The organism is Paraglaciecola sp., from assembly GCF_051252315.1.
Classification (GTDB): Bacteria; Pseudomonadota; Gammaproteobacteria; order Enterobacterales; family Alteromonadaceae; genus Paraglaciecola.
Genome location: NZ_JBPOFP010000007.1, coordinates 1 through 25,334, shown reverse-complemented (window position 1 = coordinate 25,334; position 25,334 = coordinate 1). Strand labels below are relative to the sequence as shown.

The following is a 25,334-nucleotide window of genomic DNA, read 5'->3' as shown; positions in this document are numbered from 1 at the left end:
GTCTGCGCACTACTGTTGTTGTAATGTTTTGAAGAAATCCACTAAACGTTTTGCTTCATCTTGCACTTGGTATTTTTCTTCAACTCGTTTACGGCCTGCTTTACCCATATCGGCTAACTTATCCATATCTGATAACAATAGTTGCATTTTGTCGGTCACAGCAAGTTGGTCATTTACGGGTACAACATAACCATCTATGCCAGGCCTAATAATTTCTTCCCAAGCACCAGCTTGAGTTGCCAAAACAGCGGCTTCGCTACTCATGGCTTCTAACACAGTTAAACCAAAACCTTCGTTGTCACTTAAAGCACTGACCATAGACAAAGCACTGAATATTTTGGGCAATTGGTCAAAGGGTAACTCACCTGTAAAGGTAATTCTGTCGGTCAGTCCTGCTTGATCTATCTTTTCTTTTAATTGATTAACAAAATCTTGGCTACTCGATGAAATAGCGCCCACAACAACGGCATTAACATCAGGGTAATGGGGTAGGACTTGAATACAAGCTTCTACAAATAAATGCACACCTTTTTGTTTGCGTACTCGACCTAAAATACCAATACCAAACTTTCCACCATAATTTAGTGACTGCCAAGCTTCTTGCTTATTTTTTGCTGGTACGTACCCATCAACTAAGATCCCATGAGGGTTAACCATAGCAGGAGGAGTATGCAAATAAGTAGCGGAGCGATTACTCACAGCAATGACGGCATCCATTTTATCCGTTAACCACTTAGTTGAACCCGAACGTTTACGCTGGGCTGCTGAGCTAAACACCAATTTTATTTTTGCTCTAAATAGGTATTTCAGTATCACACCTTGGATCATTTCATCGACCCGTCTCGCATGAAATATTCGCCACTTTCCATTACTCAGAGGTGCCCGACACATTTTTACCGTCTGCCAAAAACTAATCACTAAATCTGGCTCAGGTACAAAATGTTTGCCCATGATACGTAAATTTATCAGCTTTTTTTGGTGAGACATGACCTGTAACATGGTTGATGTCACGCCTGAAAAATTAGAATTAGAATTACCAATAATGAGTTCTATTTCATCTGACTGTTCATGAGATTGAGATTGGTTATTCATAAAGATTTAGGTGCCTGCTGAGAGAAAAGGTATTTACCACATTGAAACAAAGTAACAGTCTGCATCTGGCCTAGAATGTTTTACAATATTGCTTAATGTAGTTTAGAGAAATTGTAACATGCCAAACATTCAGGAAAAAACACTTGGTTCGCAGATTATCCTGTTTGATCCCAAACATTTTGCTGAACCCACTCCGAAACTATTCTCTGGTGAACATTGGGCCGCTGAAAATAAAATAATTGGCCAAGCTACAGGCCGTGGAACCACGTATTTTTTTAAACATCAAGATCAAGAATACGTGTTGCGCCATTATCTAAGAGGCGGACTCATTGGCAAGATATTAGATGACCAATACATGTTTACTGGCATCCAAAACACTCGATCTTGGCAAGAATTCAACTTGTTGCAACATATGATAAACCTTGGGTTACCTTGCCCAACACCTATTGCAGCAATGGTCACAAAAAAAGGCTTACATTATTCAGCAGATATCATTTTGGCTAAAATAGAGCAGGCAAAAGATGTATGTAATATCCTTTTAACCCAAGAAATCCCGCAAGAAACATGGCGAGATATTGGTAAAACAATAGCGCAGTTTCATCAACATAATATTTACCATCACGACTTAAACATTCACAACATTATGATAGATAAAACCAACAAAGTTTGGTTAATCGACTTTGATAAATGTGGCGTAAAACAAGGTACGGATTGGCAGCCTAACAATATTTCGCGTTTACATCGCTCATTGGAAAAAGAAAAAAGACTTCATAATATTTATTGGCAAGACTCAGACTGGCAAGCCTTGCTAGCTGGTTATGATAGTTAGTTTTGAGAGCTAGTTTAATCGATATTTAATCTGTGCATAAAAAAGGCTATTGGTTTTTGATTTAACATTTGAGTCTAAACCGTAATCAATATCGCCATGAAATATATCAGCCCCAGCCTTAACCAACCAGTCGCCAAATTGTGTTTGATAAGAGCCAGACAAGCGTATCAACTCTTCTTGCAAACCATTTACTACAGGCGATGGCTTTATTTCATCACGGTTTAGTTCAAGACGATTGATTTCAATGTCTAACAAGTCACCATTTTGAAACTGCTTTTTTATGCCAAATGTTAACGCTTTTGCATCACTGTCAAAGGTGCTACCGATTGATCTATCATAAAAACGGTAACCACTTTTATAAACGCCATGTTCATAATAACAATTATAACTAGGTACAGCTTGATTTGAACAATCAACGTTAGTGTCACTGCTTTCTAAATAGATTTTACTACCGAGAAAATAACTAGAAATCCCTAATAAAGTAGCTGAGTCGGTTACGTTAAAGTACTCTCGTTTGTCTTCACCAATTCGTTGACCATAAAAACTAACCGGCCTTTCAAATACTTGAGCGGTATAAATAAAGTCTATTCCTGCATGGTGATTACCAATTGGAGAATCCAATCCATCAACGCAGTTTTCTATCGTACTGATACATTCAGTCTCAAAAGTGATAACGTCAACAAAATCAGACAGTGAATTTCCGCGGCCTTTACCACCCCACATTGCATTCCAAGACACGCCCACTTCCAAATTTGAAATCGGTTTAAAATTAAATCGGGTACTCCAAATTTTTGTATCGGCTATATGTCGCTCATTTTCTAACTGCCCCACTTGCATGGTAAAAAACCAAGGGCCTAAATATTTTAATAATTTATGATTAGAGCGAGTCGCTTCTGAACGAGATAATGCCAGGGAAGGAATTGGACGTGCATTATTACTTAGGATTAGACTACTTGACTGCGCTGGCCCCCACCATTGACTCATACTGCCTAAGCGTAAATTCCAATCACCAAACTGATAAGCAATAAAACTCTCGTCAAAGTGTTTTTTACCAGCACGCCCATAGTTAGCTGAAATTTGCCCTGCCCAGCGTCCAACATACATTTCTTTGGTGATATTAAACTGAACTTTTTGAGCCTGTAATCCAGAAAAGTCTGTAAAACGGCTATCTTCATTGGCTGCATACAAGCTTATTACGGATTGACCTGCTTGCGTTTGATGAACTTTTAGATAGTGCTTTAAGCGTTTAGCTGCAATAGAAGGGATGGCTGCTAATTGATCGGGATTCACACTTTCTAATTGCTGAGCTATGCCTTTCCACGGTACAGGGAAACTAGTGACGGCAGCATCTAAAACGCCCCATTCACTTAAAGTTTCTAGATCTCGATGCAATTGAGGTTCAAGCGTGCCGATCCATGGTGAACACCAAACTTTAGGGGTAATCAACACTAAAGCCGATACGATAAAAACAAGTACAAACTGATTCACTAACACTATTCCCTAATAAAACTTCACGGCTGACGTAACAAATACAACCTGATTGCTAAATAATATGGGTCTTACAAGCAATTCCAGAAGACCATTATTGATTTAATCAGTTACTTAAATATTAACCCATCTAATGTGATGTTAGTTGTCAAAATTATATCCAAAATACTGGATATCCTTCGCGTACATCCGATTCACATGTTCAATTAGCTCATCATCAAAATATTCACGATAATCTTTTTTAACTCGTTTCTTTTGTCCTGTAAACAAATGCCTAAGCTTTCTAAGCATTGCTCTACGCGGACTATAAGATGAGTTTTTGTGAGGTAGACTCGCTTCTTGTATTTCTAACTTATCGCATATGTGGGTAAAAGAATCTGCAAGATTTTCAAATCGCCCAATATAATCAACATTTTGTTTTCCATCTTGGTCAAACAAAAAGTCGTATTGCGGAATGATATGTCTATGGGCATCGCTGAAAGGATCTGCCTTTGGAAGGCCATGTAGGACAAATTCCTTTAATGACATTTTTTTATCGATTTTCTTGTGTAAGTACTCAGAAACCAAACGTTGCCAAGGATTACGCACAATACCAAATGTAAAATATTCATCATAACTTTGCTGGTCGATGTGACCACAGCTTACATACTCTTCACTTCTTAAATGAGCAAGCCTCTGAGGACCTTTCGCTGGATCTGTATTTTTACCTAACAACAATTCACTGCAATATTTGTCCGTCACACCGTGCTTTTCTTTAAAAAACTGCTCAATACTTTGGCCAGCTGTTTTCGGCACATGTACAAAAACGCATTTGAATTTGTGAGAAATCATCCAGTTTATTTACCTCTAGAATAAAAACAAAGCATTTCACATGCTTAAAGGCCGCAATTGTACACCAAAATAAGACCTGCTTAATAAGTAATAACACAGATTAACTTAGTCAATCGGCGCCTGTTGTGGGAGAATTTTTATGTCTAACAAGAAACGACTAGCAGAAAACGAATTTTATCTAGCAATAGTGCTTTCTTTTGAGTTAGCCTTACAACAAATAATATAAATACTTTTTAATTATGCATAAAACCGCGATATACCCTGGTACTTTTGACCCTGTTACTAATGGTCATGCAGATCTCATTGAACGAGCTGCAAATATGTTTCATCAAGTTATTGTGGGTATTGCTTCAAACCCTAGCAAAAAACCATTATTTACTCTCGAAGAGCGTGTTGAACTGATTAAACAAGTCACACAACATTTAGATAATGTTGAAGTAATTGGCTTTACAGGCTTACTCGCAGACTTTGCAGAACAGCAAAATTCAACAGTATTGATACGCGGGTTAAGAGCGGTTTCGGATTTTGAATACGAGTTTCAATTAGCCAACATGAATAGACGACTCAATCCTAATTTAGAGAGTGTCTTTATGACTCCGGCTGAAGAGAATTCATTTATCTCTTCAACACTGGTTAAAGAAGTTGCTTTGCATCGAGGGCGAGTTAATGAGTTTTGTCATCCAGCCGTTATCGATGCCCTAGAGAAAAAGTTACACCCTTAACTGCTGTTCTTAAGTTAGGGAGTCTACTTTTGGCAGGTTGGGCAGAAAAACGTATTACGCTGCCCAATAGTCACAGACTTAATGACAGTTTTACAGGCATCACAGGTTTCACCAGCTCGTCCATAAACCAATAATTGCTGCGCAAAATATCCAGGTTTACCATCAGCCTGCATAAAGTCTTTCAAAGTGGTTCCACCTTGTTGAATTGCACTGGCTAATACTTTTTTAATAATTTCGGCTAGAGCCAAATAACGTTTTTTAGTGACTTTACTTGCTGGTTTACGTGGGTCAATACCGGCAATGAATAACGACTCATTGGCGTAAATGTTACCAACACCTACCACCACTTTGTTATCCATAATAAAATTCTTGACCGCAACCGATTTACTACGAGATAACTCAAACATTCTGTTGCCGTCAAATTCATCAGTTAAAGGCTCTGGGCCTAAGGTAGTTAAAATACTTAAAGGTGGTGCATCCGAGGCCTGCCATAAACAGCAGCCAAACCTTCGAGTGTCGTTAAATCGTAAACATTTGCCATCATCCATGACTATATCGATATGATCATGCTTTTGAATATCTGTATCAGCCTCAACCACACACAGTTTGCCTGACATACCTAAATGCAAAACTATGCTGCCTTTGCTGGTATCTAATAATAAATATTTGGCTCTACGGCGAATCGATAAGATTTCTAAACCTTCAGCCTGAAAGATTTGATCAGGCACAGGCCAACGTAATTTAGGTTGGCGCACAATGATTTGTTTAATCGTTTTGTGTTCTAAATGTGGGCTAATACCCAAACGACTGACTTCAACTTCTGGTAATTCAGGCATGGTTTAATGTTCTATGTTTAAGTGAATTGGGTCTGGAGAAATAAGTTGATAAAAATCTTGTTCAAATTTAACTATCGTTTTGTCATCTGAAAGGAAAAAAGAATACTCTACTGATTGCGCTTGACCAGCAAACCAAACCTTAATACTGGATGTATCATTTTGCCCATCATGGGAGGTATCAATTAACTTCACTTGTGCTTTTTGCCAAGCTAGCACCAATTCTGCGAGTTGTTCATTGGTTAAAGAGCCTGACTTTGCACGCCAGCCCTGCCCGATACGTTCTACTAGATCGTTATGAAACTCGATAGTTGTTATGACAGACCCTTCTGGAATAAGTGTAGAAACAGTGGGCGTGTCTTTAGTACCGCGATTTAAGAAATCACTACTGAAGTTAAACAGCATGATTAAAATCAAGGTTGTGAAAATAATAACGTTGTTCCAGCCACGTTTTGAAAGTCTAATCATTTAGAAGTAACAAGAAAAATAGAAGATAAAGGTAAGTATGCCATCTTTAACGCAAAAAACCCGACTTAAAAGTCGGGTTCTTCAGGAGACAAAACCAGTAAAATTTACTTGATTTTGGCTTCTTTAAACATTACGTGCTGACGAACTTTAGGATCAAACTTTTTGATCTCCATTTTGCCAGGCATGTTACGTTTGTTTTTGTCTGTAGTGTAGTAATAACCGGTACCAGCACTAGATACTAATTTAATTTTATCACGCATAATCTGGTTCCTTAAATTTTAACACCGTCGGCACGCATATCAGTTAACACTGTATCAATACCTTTTTTATCAATAATACGCATACCTTTAGCAGATAAACGCAATTTCACGAAACGGTTTTCACTCTCAACCCAAAAACGGTGAGTGTGAAGGTTTGGCAAGAAACGACGACGAGTCGAATTTTTTGCGTGTGAACGGTTGTTACCTACCGCTGGACGCTTGCCAGTAACTTGACATACTTTGGCCATGGCCTGTCTCCAAACAATCTAAAAAATTTAGCTCTGACTCAGATTTAATAAACCATAAATACTGTGTCAGCTAACGCTATTAACAAGAGGGCGCATTTTATACAGGAAATCATAATTCAGTTCAAGAATAATGTGCATAAAAACGACTATTTAGTTGATCTGTGGCGAGATCTGGCCACAATTGCTATATGAAACCTCAGATCAATCCTCTTTGAGCAAAGGATACAGCAACGCCGTCACCCACCACAAAATGATCTAAAACCTTAATATCCAATAAATTAAATGCATCAACAATTCGGTTAGTAATGCTTCTATCTGCTTGGCTAGGTTCTGCGACACCAGATGGATGATTATGAGCCAAAATCACCGCCGCAGCATTATCTTTTAACGCCTGTTGAACTAACACCCTTGGATAAACCGACGCACTATCAATGGTGCCATAAAACATAGGGCGAAAAGCAATCAACCTATGTTGGCTGTCAAGCAATAACATGGCAAACACTTCTTGCGGCTGATCTCTTAATTTTGCGATGAGATAAGATTGTGTTTGTTCAACAGAGTTAAAAGAATCTTCACGAGTGAGCTTTTCAGCCATATATCTATGGCTCATTTCTAAACTGGCTTGGAACTGAACATATTTAGCTTGGCCTAATCCTTTGACTTTACAAAACTCATTTTCAGAGGCACTAAATAAAGCACGTAAACTACCAAATTCAGTGAGTAACATTTGACCGAGTTCTAATGCGCTGCAACCTTTAGTACCTGTGCGTAAAAAGATCGCTAATAATTCTGAGTCAGAAAGCGAATTAGCCCCTTTAGCTAAAAGCTTTTCTCTAGGCCGATCTTGTTTCGGCCAATCGGTAATTTTCATGCATCCTTGCCTCAATATTGAAAATAATATGTTATGAACTCAAAAATAAGCCTAGCAATAAGAGGGCGATCCAGCCAATAATGTCACTATAACTATGCTGCATATGAATAATAATTAGCCATGCAATATAAAGGTAAAAACATTCTATTGGGTATAACCGGTGGTATAGCCGCCTATAAAACACCTGATTTAGTGCGTAAACTTATCGCTAAAGGCGCTGAGGTTAGAGTCGTAGTAACAGACTCTGCAAAAGAGTTTGTTAGCCCACTGGCATTACAAGCCGTGTCTGGTAATCCTGTATCAGACAATTTGTTAGATAAAGATGCAGAAGCTGCAATGGGCCACATTGAGTTAGCCAAATGGGCCGATCAACTATTAATCGCGCCAGCTACAGCAAATTTTATGGCTAAACTAACCTATGGTTTAGCTGACGATTTATTATCTACTTTATGTCTTGCTACTGCAGCACCCATAACGATTGCTCCAGCAATGAATCAACAAATGTGGCTTGCTCCAGCAACGCAAGATAATTTAGCTGTGCTGCAAAAACGAAATGTCAGGTTTTTAGGTCCGGCACAGGGTGAACAAGCGTGCGGTGATGTTGGACCTGGCAGAATGTTAGAGCCTCAGGACATCGCAGATTTAGTTCTGCCTGATTTGCCCCAGCTATTATTTGGTAGAAAAGTACTGATCACTGCAGGCCCTACTCGTGAGGATATTGACCCAGTTAGGTATATCACCAATCATAGTTCTGGAAAAATGGGTTATGCATTAGCACAGGCTGCACAGCAGCTGGGTGCAGAAGTAACTTTAGTCAGCGGCCCGGTCAATATACCTAAACCTAACAAGGTAAAGACCCTCAATATTTCTAGCGCAGAACAAATGCATGAGACGGTTATGCAAAACGTGATGCATAGCGATATTTTCATTGGATGTGCCGCGGTAGCTGATTATAAGCCGTTAAACAGAACGTCACAAAAAATCAAGAAGTCTGATCAAGAGTTAACACTTACTTTTATTAAAAACCCTGATATCCTTAGTGATGTAGCTCATTTAGACAATCCACCTTTTACTTTAGGTTTTGCTGCTGAAACCCAAAATGTTAAAGAATACGCGCTAAGTAAATTACAGCGTAAAAAGCTCAATATGATAGCTGCAAATGACGTATCTGATGACAAAATTGGCTTTAACAGTGAGCAAAATGCATTGACAGTTTTTTGGCCAGAAGGTGAACAAAAACTAGAAATTGCCGATAAAAGCATTCTCGCCATACAACTCATGAAGTTATTGGCGCTAAGATACAAAGAAAATAAAAACGATTGATGCCACATTCGCTTAGGAAACAATAATGCCTGCAACTAAACGACCAAATCGCCGTGCTCAAATTCTACAAGCACTGGCAAGTATGTTACAAAGCAACCCAGGACAACGAATTACAACAGCCAAGCTTGCCGCCCAAGTAGGAGTATCTGAAGCAGCCTTATATCGGCACTTTCCGAGTAAAGCGCGAATGTTTGAGGGCCTAATTGAATTTATTGAAGAAACCCTGTTTTCTCGCATAAATAAAATCATCAACGAAGAAAAAGACACCGCCACTCGTTGCCAATTAATTTTGCATCTCATTTTAGGTTTTGCTGAAAAAAACCCAGGGATCACCAGGATTTTAAACGGTGATGCCTTGATGGGTGAGCAAGATAGATTAAGAGAAAGAATCGCTCAATTGTACGAACGCTTAGAAACACAAATGAAACAGGTATTGCGTGAGCGTAAATTACGGGAAGGTAAAACGCTACCGGCAGACGAAGGTTTAATTGCCAATATGCTAATTTGTTACGCAGATGGCCGTATTAACCAATTTATTCGTAGCGAGTTTACTAAAAAGCCAACAGACAACTTCTCTGAGCAATGGCAATTTATCAATAAACAATTCTTTAATTAACACCCGTTATAAAAAACAAAAAACGGGCTATATTAGCCCGTTTTTTTTAACATATTGATGACTAGCATAAAAACAGCTAGTTACTTAGAAAAAGTATCACCAAAGAAATCACCTTCATTCCAGCTAGATGCTTTAGCCTGATTCGCTAAAGTTAAGCCAATATGGTAGTTCACTTCAGTAAATTTAGTCGCCGCTTTCCAATTAAACTTCTGACTAAAGTCATCACCTGGCTTGTGATAATTTGTCTGAATAAAATTATTAAACTGTTTACTGCCATCCACTTCTGGATCGGCCGACTTTAACCCAGGTACCAAAAATACCGCTGGAATACCTTGTTTTACAAAACTGTAATGATCAGAACGAGTAAATAGCGCCATATGCGGCCATGGATCTGGGCTAAGTTCGATGTTAATTTTCTTAGCGGCTTGAGTGACAGATTCTTTTAAATCACTGTGATCCGCACCAAAGGCAATCACATCGGCAAACTCATAGGTTAATATTGGCATATCCAAATTAACATTTGCCACTAAAGACTCAGCTGGAACCGTTGGATTTTGTGCGAAATAGTCAGAACCAAGTAAGCCTTTTTCTTCTGCTGTCACAGCTACAAACAAGATGGAACGTTTTGGTCTTTGCTCTAACAAACTAAACATTCTGGCGGTTTCTAATAACACCGAGGTACCTGTGGCGTTATCCATTGCACCGTTATTAATTTTGTCTTTCTTAACAGTTTTTGCAAAACCAATATGGTCAGAGTGAGCAGCATACACCACGTACTCATTTTTCAACACTGGATCAGAGCCTTCATAAATAGCGGCGACATTTGGGCTAGAAATAGCTTTATACGAACTCTTAGACTCAAGAGTAAGGCTGCTATTTAAATCAAAACCTTTTGGTGATTCGTCCTTTTCTAACAAAGCATAAATTTGCTCTAAGTTTAATTCAGCATTAGCAAATAAAATTTCACCTGCTTCTTTACTAAAATACGCGGTATTTTTTAATTGAGGAAAGGTATTGGCTGGCTCGCCATCTTTATCCACCCATCGTACTGCCGGCGTGTGTAAATAATTCATCAGATTTTGATAAGGTCTCACTTTTTCAAACGTTGGCGTGCTGATACTCACATAACCAATCGCACCACGTGCAACCGCATGACGTTTTTTCTCCGACGTAGAACCAAAATGAGCCCCTTCTTCACTTGGGAAAGACTTAGGTTTTCCAGCAAGAGTAACCACAATCTTATCTTTTACATCTACGCCTTGATAATCATCATGCTCTAATTCTGGCGCAACAATGCCGTACCCAACAAACACCATGTCACCTTGAGTAATTACATTAGGTTCTGACGGATTCGCAGAGGTAATAAATTGTTTTGGATAACTTAATTCAACTTGGGTATCACCTTGAGTGAGCATCAGCTTAACTGAAGACTGATCCAAATGGGCCTGTCTGAAATTGACTCTTTGCATGAAAGTGCCATTATCGCCCGCTGGCTTTAAACCATATTTTTCGAATTCAGCAGCGATATACAAAGAAGCAATTTCGTGTCCTCTTGCACCAGTATCACGCCCTTCTAATAAATCATCTGATAAAAATCGTAGATGTGATTTGATCCTAGCTTGATCAGCAGATTGCTCTTGTGTGTTAGTTGGCTTTTCACCTTGGCAAGCGACTAAGAGCGCCCCAAGAATTAATGCACCAGTTAATTTAACCACCTTATACTCCCCGTTTATAACTTATAATATTTGTGCGCACATTAAGCGAGATACACCAAGAGTGCAAGCTTGACAGAATAATTTACTAAGCTAATCTGTAAAGAATACTTGTTCTAAAAACTGATTTACTATGCCACGCAAAGCTCAGTACAACCTAGATGCCATTTTAACCCAAGCGATCGATGTGTTTTTAGAACACGGATATCATGGTGCGATTATGGACGAAATCATTGCCCGCACAGAATTTAATAGACGTGGTTTTTATTTGGAATTTGGCAGTAAACAAACCTTTCTGTACATGGTGTTATCACACTATCAACAACATCACTTAAGTAAGATCATGCAACATTTGGAAAGCAATCAAGGCTTAGACTCTATTAGCCAATTTTTCAGCGAGTATGTGACTCATGTCAAAGGAAAAGGCTGTTTATTAATTAACTGTATAACCGAATTAGGTTTTGATGATCAAAAGGTTCGTGAAGTGGGCCGTCATTACTTAGATCGTTTACAAATCGATTTTATTGGCTGTTTAGAAAAAGCCATGAGTTTAGGGCAGATCCACGCAAGTACTAATATTGAATCAACCGCACTACAACTGACCAGTTATGTACAAGGTTTTGCAGTGAATGCAGTTTTAGCAGGTGATACAGACGAATTACAACTCGCCACTCAAGCCCTGTTAGGCCCATTACAATCTAACAACTCATGAGACTTTAAGTCCCAATATTTTATTTTCACATTTCCCTTGGGATTATTTAAACCAGCACCATTGTTAGATTAACTAATCACTTAGCCTATTGCTAAATAGTGAATTTTTCTAAATATTGAGCAGTCAAACATGTCTAATAAAAAACACTTATTTCGAATCCAATTTGTCAGTAATGGTGAACGTTACGAGTTATATGTTCGTGAAGTATGTCAGGGCAGTATGTTTGGTTTTGTAGAAATAGGTGACTTTGTTTGGGACACCCATACCAGCTTAGTGTTAGATCCAAGTCATGAAAAACTCAAAACAGAATTTTCTGGCGTAACAAGAACCTATGTGCCAATGCATAGTGTGTTACGTATTGATGAAGTAGAAAAACAAGGCACCTCTAAAATCACTGAACTATCAGACAAAGTTGCAAACTTTCCTAGCCCTATTTACACCAAACCTAAAAGTTAAAGTTTCGATATCGTTTTTCAATTGAATAAATTAAGCATATATTGATGTCAAAATATGCTCTCGGGAACTTCAATGCAAAAAATACTATATCTACTAATATTGAACGTTTTTTGCTATTCGTGTTTTGCCGCAACATCGAACAATTTCGACAAATTGTTAACCCAAATTTGGCAATACGAATTACAAACTAACCCGGTCCAAGCCACAGGTTATGGCGTTCACGATTTTGATGATCAACTTAGTGATTTATCTGAGTCAACATTGGTTAAACAACACCAACAATTCAAACAATTTTTACAGCAACTTTCCCAAATAGACCAATCCACACTAAGCAGAAACCAACAAATAAGTTTATTGATCCAATCCCGCCGTTTGCAAAATCATATCGATAACTATCTGTTTAACGCCCATTACATGCCACTCACATCCGAATCAGGGTTTTATAGCCAATTAGCATTCTTACCTCGTACCAGCCCATTTTCAACAGCACAAGATTATTCAAATTACCTCGCCCGATTGGACCAGTTCCCTCGATATTTTGAGCAACAAATAAACTGGATGAAAAAAGGTATTAAAAAGGGATTTGTGCAACCTAAAACAGTCTTAATAGGTGTAGATGAGACAGTGCAGGGGTTTATTCATAAAACAGCCCAAGAAAGTGTGTTTTTTTCGCCTTTTAAACAAATTAAGCAGTCCCGATTAAATGGCGAATTACAAACAGAATTAAAGAAACGAGCCATAAATACCATTAACACCAAAGTGTTTAAAGCATACCAAATGTTTTACGAATTCTTAGTCAATGAATACATTCCAAACAGTAAAGACAATATTGCTGCTAGCTCTTGGCCTGATGGTCGCAGCTATTACCAAAACCGCAGTAATTATTACACCACTACTCAAATGTCAGCTGAAGACATCCACCAACTTGGATTATCAGAGGTCAAACGTATTCGCGTTGAAATGCAGCAAGTCATAAACAATCTAAAATTTGATGGCGATATTAATCAATTCATACACCACTTGCGTAACGACCCTAAGTTTTACGCCAGCAGTGCAGAGCAACTATTAAAACAGGCTTCATACATTGCCAAAAAAATGGATGCCAAGTTGCCTTTGTTATTTAACAATTTACCACGTTCACCTTATGGCGTTGAAGCTGTCCCCTCAAGTATTGCTCCCAAATACACCACAGGCCGATACATTCCACCCAAACGAGATGATCAACCAGGATATTATTGGGTGAATACCTATGCCTTAGATAAACGCCCTTTATACGCGCTAACCGCTTTAACCTTGCATGAGGCTGTACCCGGTCATCATTTACAAATATCGCTAGCTAGAGAAATGCAAAATGTGCCAGATGTTAGGCGTTACACTTACATATCAGCTTTTGGTGAAGGCTGGGGATTGTATTCAGAATACCTAGGCAAAGAAGTGGGCATGTATGAAGATCTATATGATGAGTTTGGTCGTTTAAGTTATGAAATGTGGCGAGCTTGTCGATTAGTAGTAGACACGGGAATTCATATAAAGTCTTGGAGTAAACAACAAGCTATTGATTATATGTTAGAAAATACCGCACTGTCAGAACACAATGTCAAAACCGAAATTGATCGCTATATATCTTGGCCGGCTCAAGCTTTGTCATATAAAGTAGGTGAAATGATGATAAAACGTTTGCGACAGAAAGCAGAAGCTGAACTAACTGACAAGTTTGATGTTCGTAAATTTCACAATGCGGTACTTGAATATGGCTCTGTGACGCTACCTGTATTAGAATCGAACATTCAAAATTATATTAACAGTAACAAGTAATACCTAAACAACTGAAATATAATGACTTTATAATATCAATGCGGATTGGTATAAAACATATCGAGGTGAGATATCGTGATTGAATTTGGTGTAATCGGCGTTTTAGTGTTAATCCTAGTGTTTGTAATGACACGCAACCAAAGCACTCAATCTGAATTAAAACAAACTAAATTAGCTCATAAAACATTACAATCACAAAATAAATATTCCCTTGGAATTTTGATGACCATGTCCTCTGTGCTACAAAATTCATTTCAAATAAAGTTATCCGCCTTAAAAAGCCATGGCTTAGTGAGTCATCAAGACTATGATATGGCTAATTTTGTATTGGAAAATTTCCAGTTTGTGATTGTGCAATGTTGCCAACACAATGAAACCGTCGAAGTGGGTATACGAAAGGCCTTAAAAGGCCAGAGTTTTACTATAGAAGAAGTGAGTCAATTTATTGCTCGCCAACCTTCTGAAGTTAGAATACCTTGGTGTAAAAATACCGTTGAAGGGTTTGTGGCAGCCTGTCGAAATCTAGTGGCTGATAAAGGGAAAAGCGCACCTAAACCAGCTGAATCCTCCGATCCCGCTGAAGAAAACAATAGTTAACTCAAACAAGGGATAACTAGGCTTTGTTTTCGCAGCGTGATAATAAGGCTTCAAACTCTGTTTTTTGTACAGGCATAATGGATAAACGATGTCCCTTTTTAACCAAGCCAATTTCCTTAATATCATCCATCGTTTTAATAATTGACAAGGGTAATAATTGAGAAAATTTCTGACTAAATTGTATATCCACCATATACCACCTAGGTTTTTCTCTAGATGATTTTGGATCATAGTATTTTGCTTCAGGGTCAAATTGCGTGTGATCAACATATCCAGATTTAACAACCTCTGCTAAACCAACAATGCCTACCTGTTTGCAGCTAGAATGATAAATAAATACCAAGTCTCCGACGTCAACTTCATCTCGCAAAAAATTACGCGCTTGATAATTACGAATGCCATCCCAAGGTTCGGTTTGCTCAGGAGCATTGACCAAATCGTCTATGCTGAACGCGTCGGGTTCAGTTTTAAATAACCAATATTTCATATATTTCTCCTTCTAGCTCAGCATTCATAATAATCACTGACAATAGCGCTAACTGAGTTTTTGCAAATACACACCACATTCAGCATGATGGGTATAAGGAAATTGGTCAAATAATGCAAACCTTGTGACTTTATGAGTTTTGCACAATACCTCTAAATTCCTTTGCAAAGTCTCTGGGTTACACGAGATATAAATAATATTGGCATAGGCTTTCACCATATCAACCGTTGTATCATCTAAACCAGAACGAGGAGGATCCACCAATACGGTGTCACACTCATAAGCCTTGAGGTCAACACCTTCTAGACGACGAAACACCCGCACACCCTGTTGCGCTTGTACAAACTCTTCACTCGACATTCGAATGATTTTAAGATTATCAATTTGGTTTTTACTTATGTTGACTTGGGCCGCAGCAACTGAGGTTTTAGATATTTCCGTGGCTAATACTTTTCGGAAATTTTGCGCTAGAGGAATAGAGAAGTTACCGGAACCGCAATACAACTCCAATAAGTCCCCTTCGGCTTGTTTGGTGATATCCAATGCCCATTCGAGCATTTTAATATTCACCTTCGCGTTAGGTTGAGTAAAACTATTTTCAATTTGTTTAAAGTGATATTCACGTTCATTGATAGTAAGGCTCTCATCAACAAAATCTCTATCCAAAATAACTTTTTGTTTTTTAGCGCGACCAATAATATCAATAGAATAAGAGGCTCTTAATGCAGCGAGCAATGTCTGCATCTCATCTTGCCATTGTTCATCAAGTGGCTTGTGATACAACAAAGACACAATAATTTCACCGCTTAACGTAGCAAGGTAATCGATTTGAAATAACTTTCTCCGCAACACGTCATTGCGCTTTAAAGCCGCTATCAAATCAGCCATAACGTGATTAATTAACTGACTTGCAGGAGGGAAATGATGTACTTGATATTTTTGTTTAGTGGCTTGTTCAAACATAACATGATGTAACTCCTCACCATCATGCCACACTCTAAACTCGGCTCTCATTCGATAATGTAAAGGATCAGACGCAAATACTTGCAATTCGGGCATATCAAATTGCGCAAAGCTTTTTTCTACTAACTCAGCTTTGTTTTGCAGTTGCTCAGTATAAGTATCTGCTTGTATTTCGGTTGGTCGCATCGTCCGATCCATTTTAATTAAGGTTAAAAAAGGCGCAAGGTAAAGGGTTTTAGTCAATACTGCAATCAGTAACTCAGGTAAATCACGCTTGTTAACTATATTTTAATGGGTTTTACGCGTTTGAGCTAAATATTAAATGATAGTGGTCGATAACTAGTTGAGGGTAGAGAGGTTTCAATTATGAACGTTAATCAATTAAAAGCTTTTTTAAGCGAAAAGCCACAACATTTAGGTGACAAAGATAGCATCCAAAATCAATTGAGGGATTCTGGATTAAAACAAGCTATGGATGTGCAATCTAACTTTGTTTCTTTGCGAGCAGATAAATTCAGCTCAAGTGCAACATTTGGTGTAAAAGTATTTGCTAATGCGTTAAATAACTCATTAGAAGTCAATCAACAAAAACCAAATTTTTCAGAGAAGAAAAGTAAAGAATCTGAAGAGTCGATGTTTGACTTTAACGAAGTCGCAAAAAATGTGCTCAACTTTATTGGCGGCGCTATCAAAAACGCTAAAAATAATGGCGCAGACGAAGCACAACTTAATGACTTATTTGAGCAAGCATCTTCTGGCGTGTTAAAAGGCATAAACCTAGCTGAAAAAGACTTAGCTGGCTTTTTAAATGAAGATATTGAAAATGGGATCAGCAGTAGTAAAAATCTCATTCAACAGGGCATTGAAAAGCTTAAGCAAGACATATTTAATTCAGCAGACAATAGTAACTCGCAAACACAGTCTATTGACAGTACACAAGTATCGTATGCCAAGTTAGAAACAGGCGAATTAAACATTCGTACCCAAGACGGTGATACGGTCAATATTCGTTTTGAAGATCTAGAGGCATTTGAATTAAGCCAGCTAGAAATCAAACAACTTGCCCAGCAATCAGCCGAAGTAACTGAGCAAGCTGCACCAGTAGAAAAAGAAGCAACAACCGCAAAAGAAGCGGACAAACTCGATCCAACCCAAACGGCACCAGTGAATGAACAGGCCAAAGCGGTTGAACAAGAAGAAAATGAAGCTAAACCACAGTTAGCCAAAGTTGATGCTGCAGCAGAAGTAAAAGACCAAACTAAAGCAGAATCAACAGACTCGAGCACTCTGAATGCGATTTATTACCAAGAGCAGTCTCTATCTTTTTCAGTCAAAGGTGAGTTAGATGAAGATGAATTAAAAGCCATTGGTAAACTAGTTTCAGACGCGAATGATTTAGCGGAAGAGTTTTTTAACGGCGATATAGAAACCGCATTTAATCAAGCGCTTGAGTTAGGATTTGATGAACAAGAGTTAACGGGCTTTGCGCTGCAGTTAACCAAAGTTGAAAACACTCAAGTCATTAAAGCTTATGAAACCGTTTCTCATTTTGATGAAGAAAATGAAGGAAACGAAGACCCAACTAAAGCGGTTAAACCGGTCGCAGATTACATGGATAAACTTCTAAATGTGTTGGAAGGTTCAAGGTTAAAACTTGAAGACAACAAATCCTATGAAAACATGGTAAATGAACTAATTAATAGATTAGGGGATGTTGCTACACCTGATTTAATTAGTGCCATTAATCGTTTTAACGACTTTAATCAAAAGTTAGTGAACAACTTACCTTTAGGCTTTCAGCCGCAAAGTTAAAATGAATACCCCTAACTTGATTATTCCATAGTTAAGTTAGGGGTATATAATCACTCCATTCACATGATTTACACATTGCTTTAACAACAATTATCAACTTCACATTTTTTTACTAAATCCTGCATGTAAACCCCTATAAAAGTTAAATAATCCTTTGATTTATCAGTCATCTCTAGCAAACTAACGGCATTAAAATAAGGAAAGTTAATGACCGAATCATGGCTACTCATCTGTGCTTTTATGGTATTTATCATGCAAGCAGGTTTTTTATGTTTAGAAACAGGGAAAATTCGTAGCAAAAACAGTATCAATGTCGCAGCCAAAAACATTTCTGATTTCATTCTATCCACTATCGTTTTTTGGTTATTTGGCTTTGCTCTCATGTTTGGCAATTCTTATAACGGCTGGTTTGGCACCTCACAGTTTTTCTTTGGTGAAAATAACACTCCCTATCAAATTAGTTTTTTTGTATTTCAATTAATGTTTTGTGGCACCGCAGCCACGTTAGTATCGGGCGCAGTAGCAGAACGCATGACCTTTGTTGGCTACTTGTGGATCACAATTGTATTAGCTGCGTGTATTTACCCCATTGCAGGTCATTGGGCATGGGCTTCATTTTTTAACCCTACAAATTTAGGCTGGTTACAAAAACTAGGGTTTGTAGACTTTGCAGGCTCAACGGTAGTGCATTCGGTAGGCGGTTCAGTTGCCCTAGCCGCAGTAATAATAATAGGTCCACGTATTGGACGGTTTGATAACCAACACAATCTACCTGCTGGCAGTAATCTACCCCTTACAGTACTAGGCACCTTGTTAATATGGTTAGGCTGGTTCGGTTTTAATGGTGGTAGCACACTAACCTTTAATGACAATGTGCCCATTATTATTCTAAATACCTTTATTGCAGCAGTATGGGGAGGCCTAATAAGCGCCTCTTTGCACTATTACTTTCATCGATTTTTTGAAGTGACTTATGTTTTGAATGGTGTACTTGGAGGACTGGTGGCCGTCACGGCATCGTGTTTTGCCATCAGTCCAGCAGACGCAGCAATTATAGGCTCAATAGCCGGCGTCATTTTATATACTGGAACACTTTTACTTGAAAAGTACAAACTAGATGACGCTTTAGGTGTCGTTCCAGTCCACCTTTTTGCTGGTATATGGGGCACTTTAGCGGTTGCTCTGTTTGCTGATTTATCTATTTTGTCGACAGGATTATCCCGTAGTGAACAATTTTTAAGTCAACTTACCGGCGTTGCAGCCATCAATATTTATAGCTTTGTTGCTAGCTTTGTTTTAATAAAATTAATCAGTAAGTTCATACAGTTAAGAGTTACACCAGAACAAGAAATGTTAGGTATGAATATATCTGAACATAGGGCTTCAACTGAACTGATTGATTTACTTGGCACGATGAAAAAACAACAACATGACGGTGAATTTTCCTCTCCTGTGCCCGTAGAACCTTTTACAGAAGTGGGCCAAATTGCCCAGCAATACAATCAAGTTATTAACCGCGTGAACAATGAAATAAGCCAAAGGGATGAGGCGATTGGCAATTTCAAAGCCAGTGAAGAGCGCAAAAGTGCCATACTAAACTCCTCAATGGATAGCATTATAAGTATCGACTTTGATGGAAAAATAATTGAATTCAATCCGGCAGCAGAGAAAACCTTTGGTTACCTAAAAAACTACGTACTCAATAAAAGTTTTATTGAATTATTTATTGATCCAAGTGAGCAACAAAAAGTTACGAACAACCTAAAACACAAGTTTTCAGAATCAAGAGGCTTACTTTATAATCGCCGAAATACTATATTTTTACACCGTAGTTCTGGTGAAAAATTTCCGGCAGAGATTACCATCACAGGCGCCAGTTTGGGCAGTGAACTTAAGAATGAATTTACCCTGCACATTCGTGATACCACTCGCCAAACCAAGTTAAGAGATAAATTAAAACACTTAGCCTACAGTGATCCATTAACCGGTTTATATAATAGAACCTACCTGATAGAAAATATTCAAAATTCGATTAATGAAAAACAAGCTAATGGCTTAGCCGTATTGTTTATGGATTTAGATCATTTTAAGAATATAAATGACACATTAGGCCATGCTGCTGGTGATAAATTATTGAGAGAAGTGGCTGAACGACTAACACAAGTCACAAATAGTGATGATGTGATTGCTAGGTGGGGAGGTGATGAGTTTGTAGTATTACTTAATAACATGCACCAAACAGAGATTATCCATAAAAAAGCCATCCAAGTATTACAACAAATGCGTGAACCCATCACCCTTGAAGGGCGTGAAATCAACATTCCAACCAGCATCGGTATTTCCCTCTGTGATGACGATCAACACGATGCCTCTAAACTCATCCATCAAGCAGATATTGCCATGTACCACGCTAAACAAGCTGGGCGCGATAATTATCAATTATACAATCAAGAAATGATGACCAAATCTGTGCGCAAATTTAATTTTGAACAAGAAATGAAAAAGGCGCTGCAAGTCGAAGATCAGATATATATGACATACCAATGTAAAGTCGACAATGACAAGGTGGTAACTGGGTTAGAGGCATTAATCAGATGGAAACACCCAAAAGAAGGCCTCATTTCTCCCGGAGAATTTATTCCTTTGGCTGAAGAGTCAAACCTAATTATTAATATCGACAGAAAAGTCATTCAAGTCGTATTTCAACAACTTAATCAATGGCAACAAGAAGGGTTAAGTTTAGTACCTGTTTCTATAAACTTATCTGGAAAACACCTGGTCTCTGATGACTTAATATCGTTTGTTGAGCAACAACTTAAATTCTACAAAATTGACGGTTCACTGATTGAATTTGAAATTACCGAGGGTGTATTGTTAACAGATATTGAACGCTCTATTGAAGCCATGACAGCATTAAAGAGGCTCCATATCAAACTATCTGTTGACGATTTTGGTACTGGATATTCGTCTCTTAATTATTTAAAACGTTTGCCAATAGATGTACTCAAGATTGATAGGTCGTTTGTTGATGAATGTGCAAATACCGTAGAAGACGGACAAATATGCGCCACTATCATAAACCTAGCCCAAAACTTAGGTTTAGAAGCAGTAGCAGAAGGCGTTGAAACTGAAGCACAATGGCAATTTTTGGCAGCCAAAGGGTGCGAAGTTTTCCAAGGGTTTTATTTTTATAGACCTATGTCTGCTGACGATACCAGGCTTAAAATACTGCCAAAGTTGAACCAAACACAATAACTCAGCCTAACTCGAGATAAGCAGCGTCTCTCAATAACGATTTGTAATGCTAATATTTGAATTTACGAAATGATTTTATTCTTTCGAGCGATAAAAACTTGGGGTCATACCTGTATTCACTTTAAACATATGAGTAAAAGCTGATGGTGACTCATAACCAAGAAGTGAAGAAATATTCGATATCGACTCCCCTTTAGTTATCTGACTGATTGCAATTTGAATATTTAACCGCTGCCGCCAAATGCTATAACTTAACCCAGTTTCACTCTTAAATAACCGTGATATGGTGCGACTAGAAGCCCCTATAATTTCCCCCCATTGCCTTAAATCATATCGATTTGATGGTTCTTTTTGGATCATAGATAACATAGTCAACAATCGTGGATCTTTTGGAAATGGCAATTGAAAAATGACGTTTGGAGCTAAGGAGAGTTTCTCTAAAATTAACCTTAACAATAGCCCGTCAGCTCCAGACCAAATGTAATCATTAGTAATAAAGTTAGCTTCCAAGATAAGAGCTTTCAAAAAGTTATTTATTTTTAAAACACAAGATTGAGCAGGTAAACGCTCTAATAAATCATTGTCAAAATAAAAACTAGTTAGTGCCACTTTTGTTATAGCAGTTACTTCATGCTCTATTTCCGGCAGCAGCCATACTCCTTGTTCTGGTGGCACAACATAACTATCACTATCAGTAACGACTAACAATACCCCTTTATTTGCATAAACAAATTGCCCCCACTTATGGCTATGTTTAGAAACGACTGAGTTAGCAGCAATAGAGCGCCTAACAACAGTAATCGGCATAGCCAACTTTTGTTGGCTTTCAATTGAGGGAGAGATTTTAATAAATTTTGGCATCTATTCGATAAAACATGTCTTTATATCGATACCTTACCAGCTAAGAGATTGTTTACCATTCTTAATAACCCGAACAGCTTAGCCGCTGTTCGTGCTTATTAACAAATAAGGTTATTAATGTTAGCGATTGAATGGGTAGTATCTTTTTTATTATTAGGAAGTTTCGTTGGTTTTATTGCCGGTCTGCTAGGGGTTGGAGGGGGAGGAATTCTAGTCCCGGTATTAACCTCAATATTCCTATCGCAAGGGGTGCCGGTAAACAATGTAGTGCATTTAGCTTTAGGAACTTCAATGGCTTGTATTATTGCCACATCCATTTCTAGTTTGCGTGCTCATCACAAAAACAAGTCCATTATTTGGGGAGTTGTAAGAGTTATGTCAGTCGGAATAATATTAGGTACTTTCTTTTCAACTTACATAGCTAGTTATTTAGATTCACTATATTTAGCAATATTTTTTGCCTTTTATATGGGAGTCACTGCTATAAAAATGTTGAGAAAAAATATTAACAATCGACCTAAGAATAAATTAAACACCACTAGTTTATTCGCTTCTTCCACAGGTATCGGTGCTGTATCCGCTTTAGTTTCTATCGGCGGAGGATCGTTAACTGTGCCGTACCTCGTAAACAATAATGTATGTTTAAAAAAAGCGATTGGCACATCAGCTGCAATAGGTTTACCAATATCTTTGGCTGGCACGCTAGGCTATTTAATTCATGGTTGGAATAATGACGCAATCTTGAGCCACTCTATTGGGTTTGTGTATTTACCTGCTGTACTTTTAATCTCGTTAACTAGTTTTATAACCGCTCCCTTTGGTGTAAAAGCCTCCAATCATTTACCAATAAATACACTTAAAAAACTCTTTGCGTTATTACTCATAATACTCAGCTTTAAAATGCTTCTATTCATAATATAAAAGGCTTTTAACTGTTGGCTATAATACGAGCGAAGCGAAGAAAGCCAACTGTTAGCAGTCCCACTTAATTTTCTTGTTGGAGAGCATTTTCAACTGACATAGCCAGTTTTTCAATGCCATGTGATGGCGTCCAACGTTTAAATTCAACGAAACCATGTTTCTTGTATAAATTGATTGCAGGAGTATTTACAACCGCTGTTTCAACAATTGCTTTTGAGAAATTAAATTGATGTAAAACATAGATTATCAGTTTATCTGCGATGCCTCTTCTAAAGTAACAGGGATCAACAGTTAAACTATTAATATCTAAGTTGTCACCGTTTATAACAATTTCTATAACTGCGGCAAGAGACTCGTTTTCACTGAAACCGTAGAATAGTGTTGTTGAATTTTCTATATCTCTAACGCTTCTCGATAACGGAGGAAAATCAAGAGTACCTATAAGTTGTGCTTCAATTTTATAAGAGTTTTGAAATATCGTGAAAATTTGCTTTGCAACTTCTGCATTTGAATTATCAAGTTTATTTATCATGCTAGGCCTAGACTCAAACTCCTTAATGCTCTCTAACGCTTACTAAGCGGCGATAAATTGTTGGCTAAAATTGCGAGGAACGAAGCTAACCAACTGTTTAGCGTCCGTTATCGCGATTACTCTTTATCTTTACCTTTTTCCTTATAATAGCCAATAATACTAAAGGTTAAGCCTGCGCAACAAACTATAAGATCTATATAATAATCTAACTTTTGTGTAATTAATGCTGCACCGATTGCAGTTAACATTAAGCCTGTTACTGTGTATGTATTTGCTGATTTATCCATAAATATAAACTCCACCATTTTTTATTAAGGTTATTCGATAGCTTTAAATTTTAAAAATCTGCTAACACCAAATTGAGCGGCGTTGCTCGCTCTTGGCAACGTCCGCTTGAATTTTTTTGTTATATGCCGAACTCAAAACAACCACTTATATAATTCGAAGAACCATCCACCCAAGTGCGGAACAATTAATCCTAACATTAGACCCCAAAAGAATGCATTTGAAACTCTAGCGCTAACTTTTTCCTCAGCTTGGCGCTGCTCAATTGAATCAATTATTTGTTCTACAGAACCGTTTTCTACAGTAAGTCGATTTAGTTTGTATTTGCTTTCACCTGCGATTGGAACGCAATACTCTTTGTGTTTGCGAAAGAAGCCTCTGAGTGCCTGTTGACTAAACCCAGTATCTAACGACAGAGAAATCACACCGCAACCTTTCTCGCCACGAGAGTCGAGAGCTTCCAAGATTTTCCTTGTTTTCAATTGTGTTTTTTCAACCATTTAGAATTTCCATTTACAGTGGCACATAACGCCTCATTCAGAGGCAATAAAATAGCTGGTTAAAATTAGCGAGGCACGAGCAAAAACCAGCTGTTTTTTGTCCTGCTGTAATGACTTGTTAAGTGCCACATTACACTAAAATATATTTAGTTTTTTTACCTAAAGATGAATCGTTAGCAATTTCTACAAGACCAGACCATAAAGAATTTTTACAATTAGATAAGAACTCTTTAGTTAATTCCTGCGGCCAAGAGTAGCAAGCGGCAGCAATATAGCATCTAGGTGTTATTACCTGCCCCTCATTTTCAGTGTACTCGGAGATATTATTTAAAATATTAATAATATCTTCATTTTTCGGGATAAAACCTGAATACAATAATGCGGAGCAAGCACCTGAAATAGACATATGATTGTAGCTATTTAAGATATTATCAAAATAGCTTAACTTCTTTTCTTTGATATCTGTAAGCATACAAATCGAGAAAGCTAAATCACGATATATTATTGACGTATCATATTCCTGAAGAGATAAGTCCAATAAGTACGGCACTGAGTCACTAGACCCTGTAATCCCGATTGCTTTAATCACCTCTGATTGAGCTAGCCATGATTTAGGTTTTTGCATTAAGAACTCAAGAGCAGAAATTAACTCTTTCTCAAAACCTTCAATATGTTTTTTAGCTATTTGAGAAGCTGACTTTTTTATCTTAGAAATAGATTTAGAATTTAACTCAGTGTTCAAAATATGTGCTCAACTCTTTGTGGCATTTAACAACTTAATAGTGGGAAAGTTTCCTGTTTTTCTTCCAACGACTTTCCCCTATTTCTGAATTTACATAGTTGTA

General features: G+C 37.8%; 27 protein-coding genes. 11 read left to right on the top strand and 16 right to left on the bottom strand.

Annotation, left to right across the window (positions count from 1 at the left end; translation table 11 throughout):
* Positions 1-9 precede the first annotated feature (9 nt).
* Entirely contained in the window at positions 10-1,092 is a 1,083-nt protein-coding gene (locus ACSHXM_RS02260; RefSeq protein WP_435687101.1) for a glycosyltransferase family 4 protein, read from the bottom strand.
* A 118-nt stretch (positions 1,093-1,210) separates the two neighbouring features.
* On the opposite strand from ACSHXM_RS02260, the gene ACSHXM_RS02255 reads away from it, so the two are divergent.
* Positions 1,211-1,921: a 3-deoxy-D-manno-octulosonic acid kinase gene (locus tag ACSHXM_RS02255; RefSeq protein ID WP_435687100.1), complete on the top strand. Its 711-nt coding sequence runs from the start codon at positions 1,211-1,213 to the stop codon at positions 1,919-1,921.
* A gap of 9 nt (positions 1,922-1,930) precedes the next feature.
* Here the strand turns inward: ACSHXM_RS02255 and ACSHXM_RS02250 are convergent, their stop codons facing one another.
* Complete coding sequence (locus tag ACSHXM_RS02250) at positions 1,931-3,409, bottom strand: capsule assembly Wzi family protein (RefSeq protein ID WP_435687099.1); 1,479 nt, start codon at positions 3,407-3,409, stop codon at positions 1,931-1,933.
* A 141-nt stretch (positions 3,410-3,550) separates the two neighbouring features.
* Positions 3,551-4,240, bottom strand: coding sequence for a sulfotransferase family 2 domain-containing protein (locus tag ACSHXM_RS02245; protein WP_435687098.1), 690 nt, complete (start codon positions 4,238-4,240; stop codon positions 3,551-3,553).
* Positions 4,241-4,479: 239 nt separating this feature from the next.
* On the opposite strand from ACSHXM_RS02245, the gene coaD reads away from it, so the two are divergent.
* Positions 4,480-4,962: a pantetheine-phosphate adenylyltransferase gene (gene coaD / locus ACSHXM_RS02240; protein ID WP_435687097.1), complete on the top strand. Its 483-nt coding sequence runs from the start codon at positions 4,480-4,482 to the stop codon at positions 4,960-4,962.
* 23 nt (positions 4,963-4,985) lie between these two features.
* Here the strand turns inward: coaD and mutM are convergent, their stop codons facing one another.
* The 5 genes from mutM to radC all read right to left on the bottom strand — a co-directional run bounded on the left by mutM (position 4,986) and on the right by radC (position 7,642).
* On the bottom strand, positions 4,986-5,798 hold the full coding sequence (gene mutM, locus ACSHXM_RS02235; protein WP_435687096.1) for a bifunctional DNA-formamidopyrimidine glycosylase/DNA-(apurinic or apyrimidinic site) lyase: 813 nt from the start codon (positions 5,796-5,798) through the stop codon (positions 4,986-4,988).
* 3 nt (positions 5,799-5,801) lie between these two features.
* The gene (locus ACSHXM_RS02230) at positions 5,802-6,263 is read right to left on the bottom strand and encodes a hypothetical protein (RefSeq protein ID WP_435687095.1); all 462 of its coding nucleotides are present in this window, start codon (positions 6,261-6,263) and stop codon (positions 5,802-5,804) included.
* A gap of 104 nt (positions 6,264-6,367) precedes the next feature.
* Positions 6,368-6,523 carry a 50S ribosomal protein L33 gene (gene rpmG / locus ACSHXM_RS02225; protein ID WP_235310800.1) on the bottom strand — a complete coding sequence of 52 codons (156 nt, stop codon included), beginning with the start codon at positions 6,521-6,523 and terminating at the stop codon, positions 6,368-6,370.
* Between the two features lie 11 nt (positions 6,524-6,534).
* Positions 6,535-6,771: a 50S ribosomal protein L28 gene (gene rpmB, locus ACSHXM_RS02220; RefSeq protein WP_435687094.1), complete on the bottom strand. Its 237-nt coding sequence runs from the start codon at positions 6,769-6,771 to the stop codon at positions 6,535-6,537.
* Between the two features lie 196 nt (positions 6,772-6,967).
* A complete protein-coding gene (radC, locus tag ACSHXM_RS02215; RefSeq protein WP_435687093.1) occupies positions 6,968-7,642 on the bottom strand; it encodes a RadC family protein in 675 nt (224 codons plus the stop codon).
* A gap of 120 nt (positions 7,643-7,762) precedes the next feature.
* On the opposite strand from radC, the gene coaBC reads away from it, so the two are divergent.
* The gene (coaBC, locus tag ACSHXM_RS02210; RefSeq protein WP_435687092.1) at positions 7,763-8,965 is read left to right on the top strand and encodes a bifunctional phosphopantothenoylcysteine decarboxylase/phosphopantothenate--cysteine ligase CoaBC; all 1,203 of its coding nucleotides are present in this window, start codon (positions 7,763-7,765) and stop codon (positions 8,963-8,965) included.
* Between the two features lie 25 nt (positions 8,966-8,990).
* Complete coding sequence (slmA, locus tag ACSHXM_RS02205; RefSeq protein WP_435687091.1) at positions 8,991-9,581, top strand: nucleoid occlusion factor SlmA; 591 nt, start codon at positions 8,991-8,993, stop codon at positions 9,579-9,581.
* 80 nt (positions 9,582-9,661) lie between these two features.
* On the opposite strand, the gene ACSHXM_RS02200 is transcribed toward slmA, so the two are convergent.
* On the bottom strand, positions 9,662-11,296 hold the full coding sequence (locus tag ACSHXM_RS02200) for a M28 family metallopeptidase (protein WP_435687090.1): 1,635 nt from the start codon (positions 11,294-11,296) through the stop codon (positions 9,662-9,664).
* A gap of 130 nt (positions 11,297-11,426) precedes the next feature.
* Here ACSHXM_RS02200 and ACSHXM_RS02195 point away from each other — a divergent pair, with 130 nt between their 5' ends.
* From ACSHXM_RS02195 to ACSHXM_RS02180, 4 genes are all read left to right on the top strand, one after another.
* Positions 11,427-12,005 carry a TetR/AcrR family transcriptional regulator gene (locus ACSHXM_RS02195; RefSeq protein ID WP_435687089.1) on the top strand — a complete coding sequence of 193 codons (579 nt, stop codon included), beginning with the start codon at positions 11,427-11,429 and terminating at the stop codon, positions 12,003-12,005.
* A gap of 129 nt (positions 12,006-12,134) precedes the next feature.
* On the top strand, positions 12,135-12,461 hold the full coding sequence (locus ACSHXM_RS02190; protein ID WP_435687088.1) for a DUF1820 family protein: 327 nt from the start codon (positions 12,135-12,137) through the stop codon (positions 12,459-12,461).
* Between the two features lie 72 nt (positions 12,462-12,533).
* A complete protein-coding gene (locus ACSHXM_RS02185; protein WP_435687087.1) occupies positions 12,534-14,276 on the top strand; it encodes a DUF885 domain-containing protein in 1,743 nt (580 codons plus the stop codon).
* A 75-nt stretch (positions 14,277-14,351) separates the two neighbouring features.
* Positions 14,352-14,873, top strand: a complete 522-nt coding sequence (locus ACSHXM_RS02180) for a hypothetical protein (RefSeq protein ID WP_435687086.1) — start codon at positions 14,352-14,354, stop codon at positions 14,871-14,873.
* Between the two features lie 16 nt (positions 14,874-14,889).
* Here the strand turns inward: ACSHXM_RS02180 and ACSHXM_RS02175 are convergent, their stop codons facing one another.
* On the bottom strand, positions 14,890-15,360 hold the full coding sequence (locus ACSHXM_RS02175) for an EVE domain-containing protein (RefSeq protein WP_435687085.1): 471 nt from the start codon (positions 15,358-15,360) through the stop codon (positions 14,890-14,892).
* 48 nt (positions 15,361-15,408) lie between these two features.
* A complete protein-coding gene (trmA, locus tag ACSHXM_RS02170; RefSeq protein WP_435687084.1) occupies positions 15,409-16,509 on the bottom strand; it encodes a tRNA (uridine(54)-C5)-methyltransferase TrmA in 1,101 nt (366 codons plus the stop codon).
* Positions 16,510-16,689: 180 nt separating this feature from the next.
* Between trmA and ACSHXM_RS02165 the strand changes: the two genes are divergently transcribed.
* A complete protein-coding gene (locus tag ACSHXM_RS02165) occupies positions 16,690-18,135 on the top strand; it encodes a DUF5610 domain-containing protein (protein ID WP_435687083.1) in 1,446 nt (481 codons plus the stop codon).
* A gap of 207 nt (positions 18,136-18,342) precedes the next feature.
* A complete protein-coding gene (amt, locus tag ACSHXM_RS02160) occupies positions 18,343-21,390 on the top strand; it encodes an ammonium transporter (protein WP_435687082.1) in 3,048 nt (1,015 codons plus the stop codon).
* A gap of 75 nt (positions 21,391-21,465) precedes the next feature.
* Here the strand turns inward: amt and ACSHXM_RS02155 are convergent, their stop codons facing one another.
* Positions 21,466-22,251, bottom strand: a complete 786-nt coding sequence (locus ACSHXM_RS02155; RefSeq protein WP_435687081.1) for an AraC family transcriptional regulator — start codon at positions 22,249-22,251, stop codon at positions 21,466-21,468.
* A gap of 117 nt (positions 22,252-22,368) precedes the next feature.
* On the opposite strand from ACSHXM_RS02155, the gene ACSHXM_RS02150 reads away from it, so the two are divergent.
* Entirely contained in the window at positions 22,369-23,172 is an 804-nt protein-coding gene (locus ACSHXM_RS02150; RefSeq protein ID WP_435687080.1) for a sulfite exporter TauE/SafE family protein, read from the top strand.
* 64 nt (positions 23,173-23,236) lie between these two features.
* Here the strand turns inward: ACSHXM_RS02150 and ACSHXM_RS02145 are convergent, their stop codons facing one another.
* The 4 genes from ACSHXM_RS02145 to ACSHXM_RS02130 form a co-directional block, all read right to left on the bottom strand.
* Positions 23,237-23,704 (bottom strand): GNAT family N-acetyltransferase, encoded by a 468-nt coding sequence (locus tag ACSHXM_RS02145; protein WP_435687079.1) that lies wholly within the window; start codon positions 23,702-23,704, stop codon positions 23,237-23,239.
* 116 nt (positions 23,705-23,820) lie between these two features.
* Entirely contained in the window at positions 23,821-23,991 is a 171-nt protein-coding gene (locus tag ACSHXM_RS02140; RefSeq protein WP_435687078.1) for a hypothetical protein, read from the bottom strand.
* Positions 23,992-24,123: 132 nt separating this feature from the next.
* The gene (locus tag ACSHXM_RS02135) at positions 24,124-24,453 is read right to left on the bottom strand and encodes a hypothetical protein (protein WP_435687077.1); all 330 of its coding nucleotides are present in this window, start codon (positions 24,451-24,453) and stop codon (positions 24,124-24,126) included.
* A 166-nt stretch (positions 24,454-24,619) separates the two neighbouring features.
* The gene (locus tag ACSHXM_RS02130) at positions 24,620-25,231 is read right to left on the bottom strand and encodes a hypothetical protein (protein WP_435687076.1); all 612 of its coding nucleotides are present in this window, start codon (positions 25,229-25,231) and stop codon (positions 24,620-24,622) included.
* Positions 25,232-25,334 lie beyond the last annotated feature (103 nt).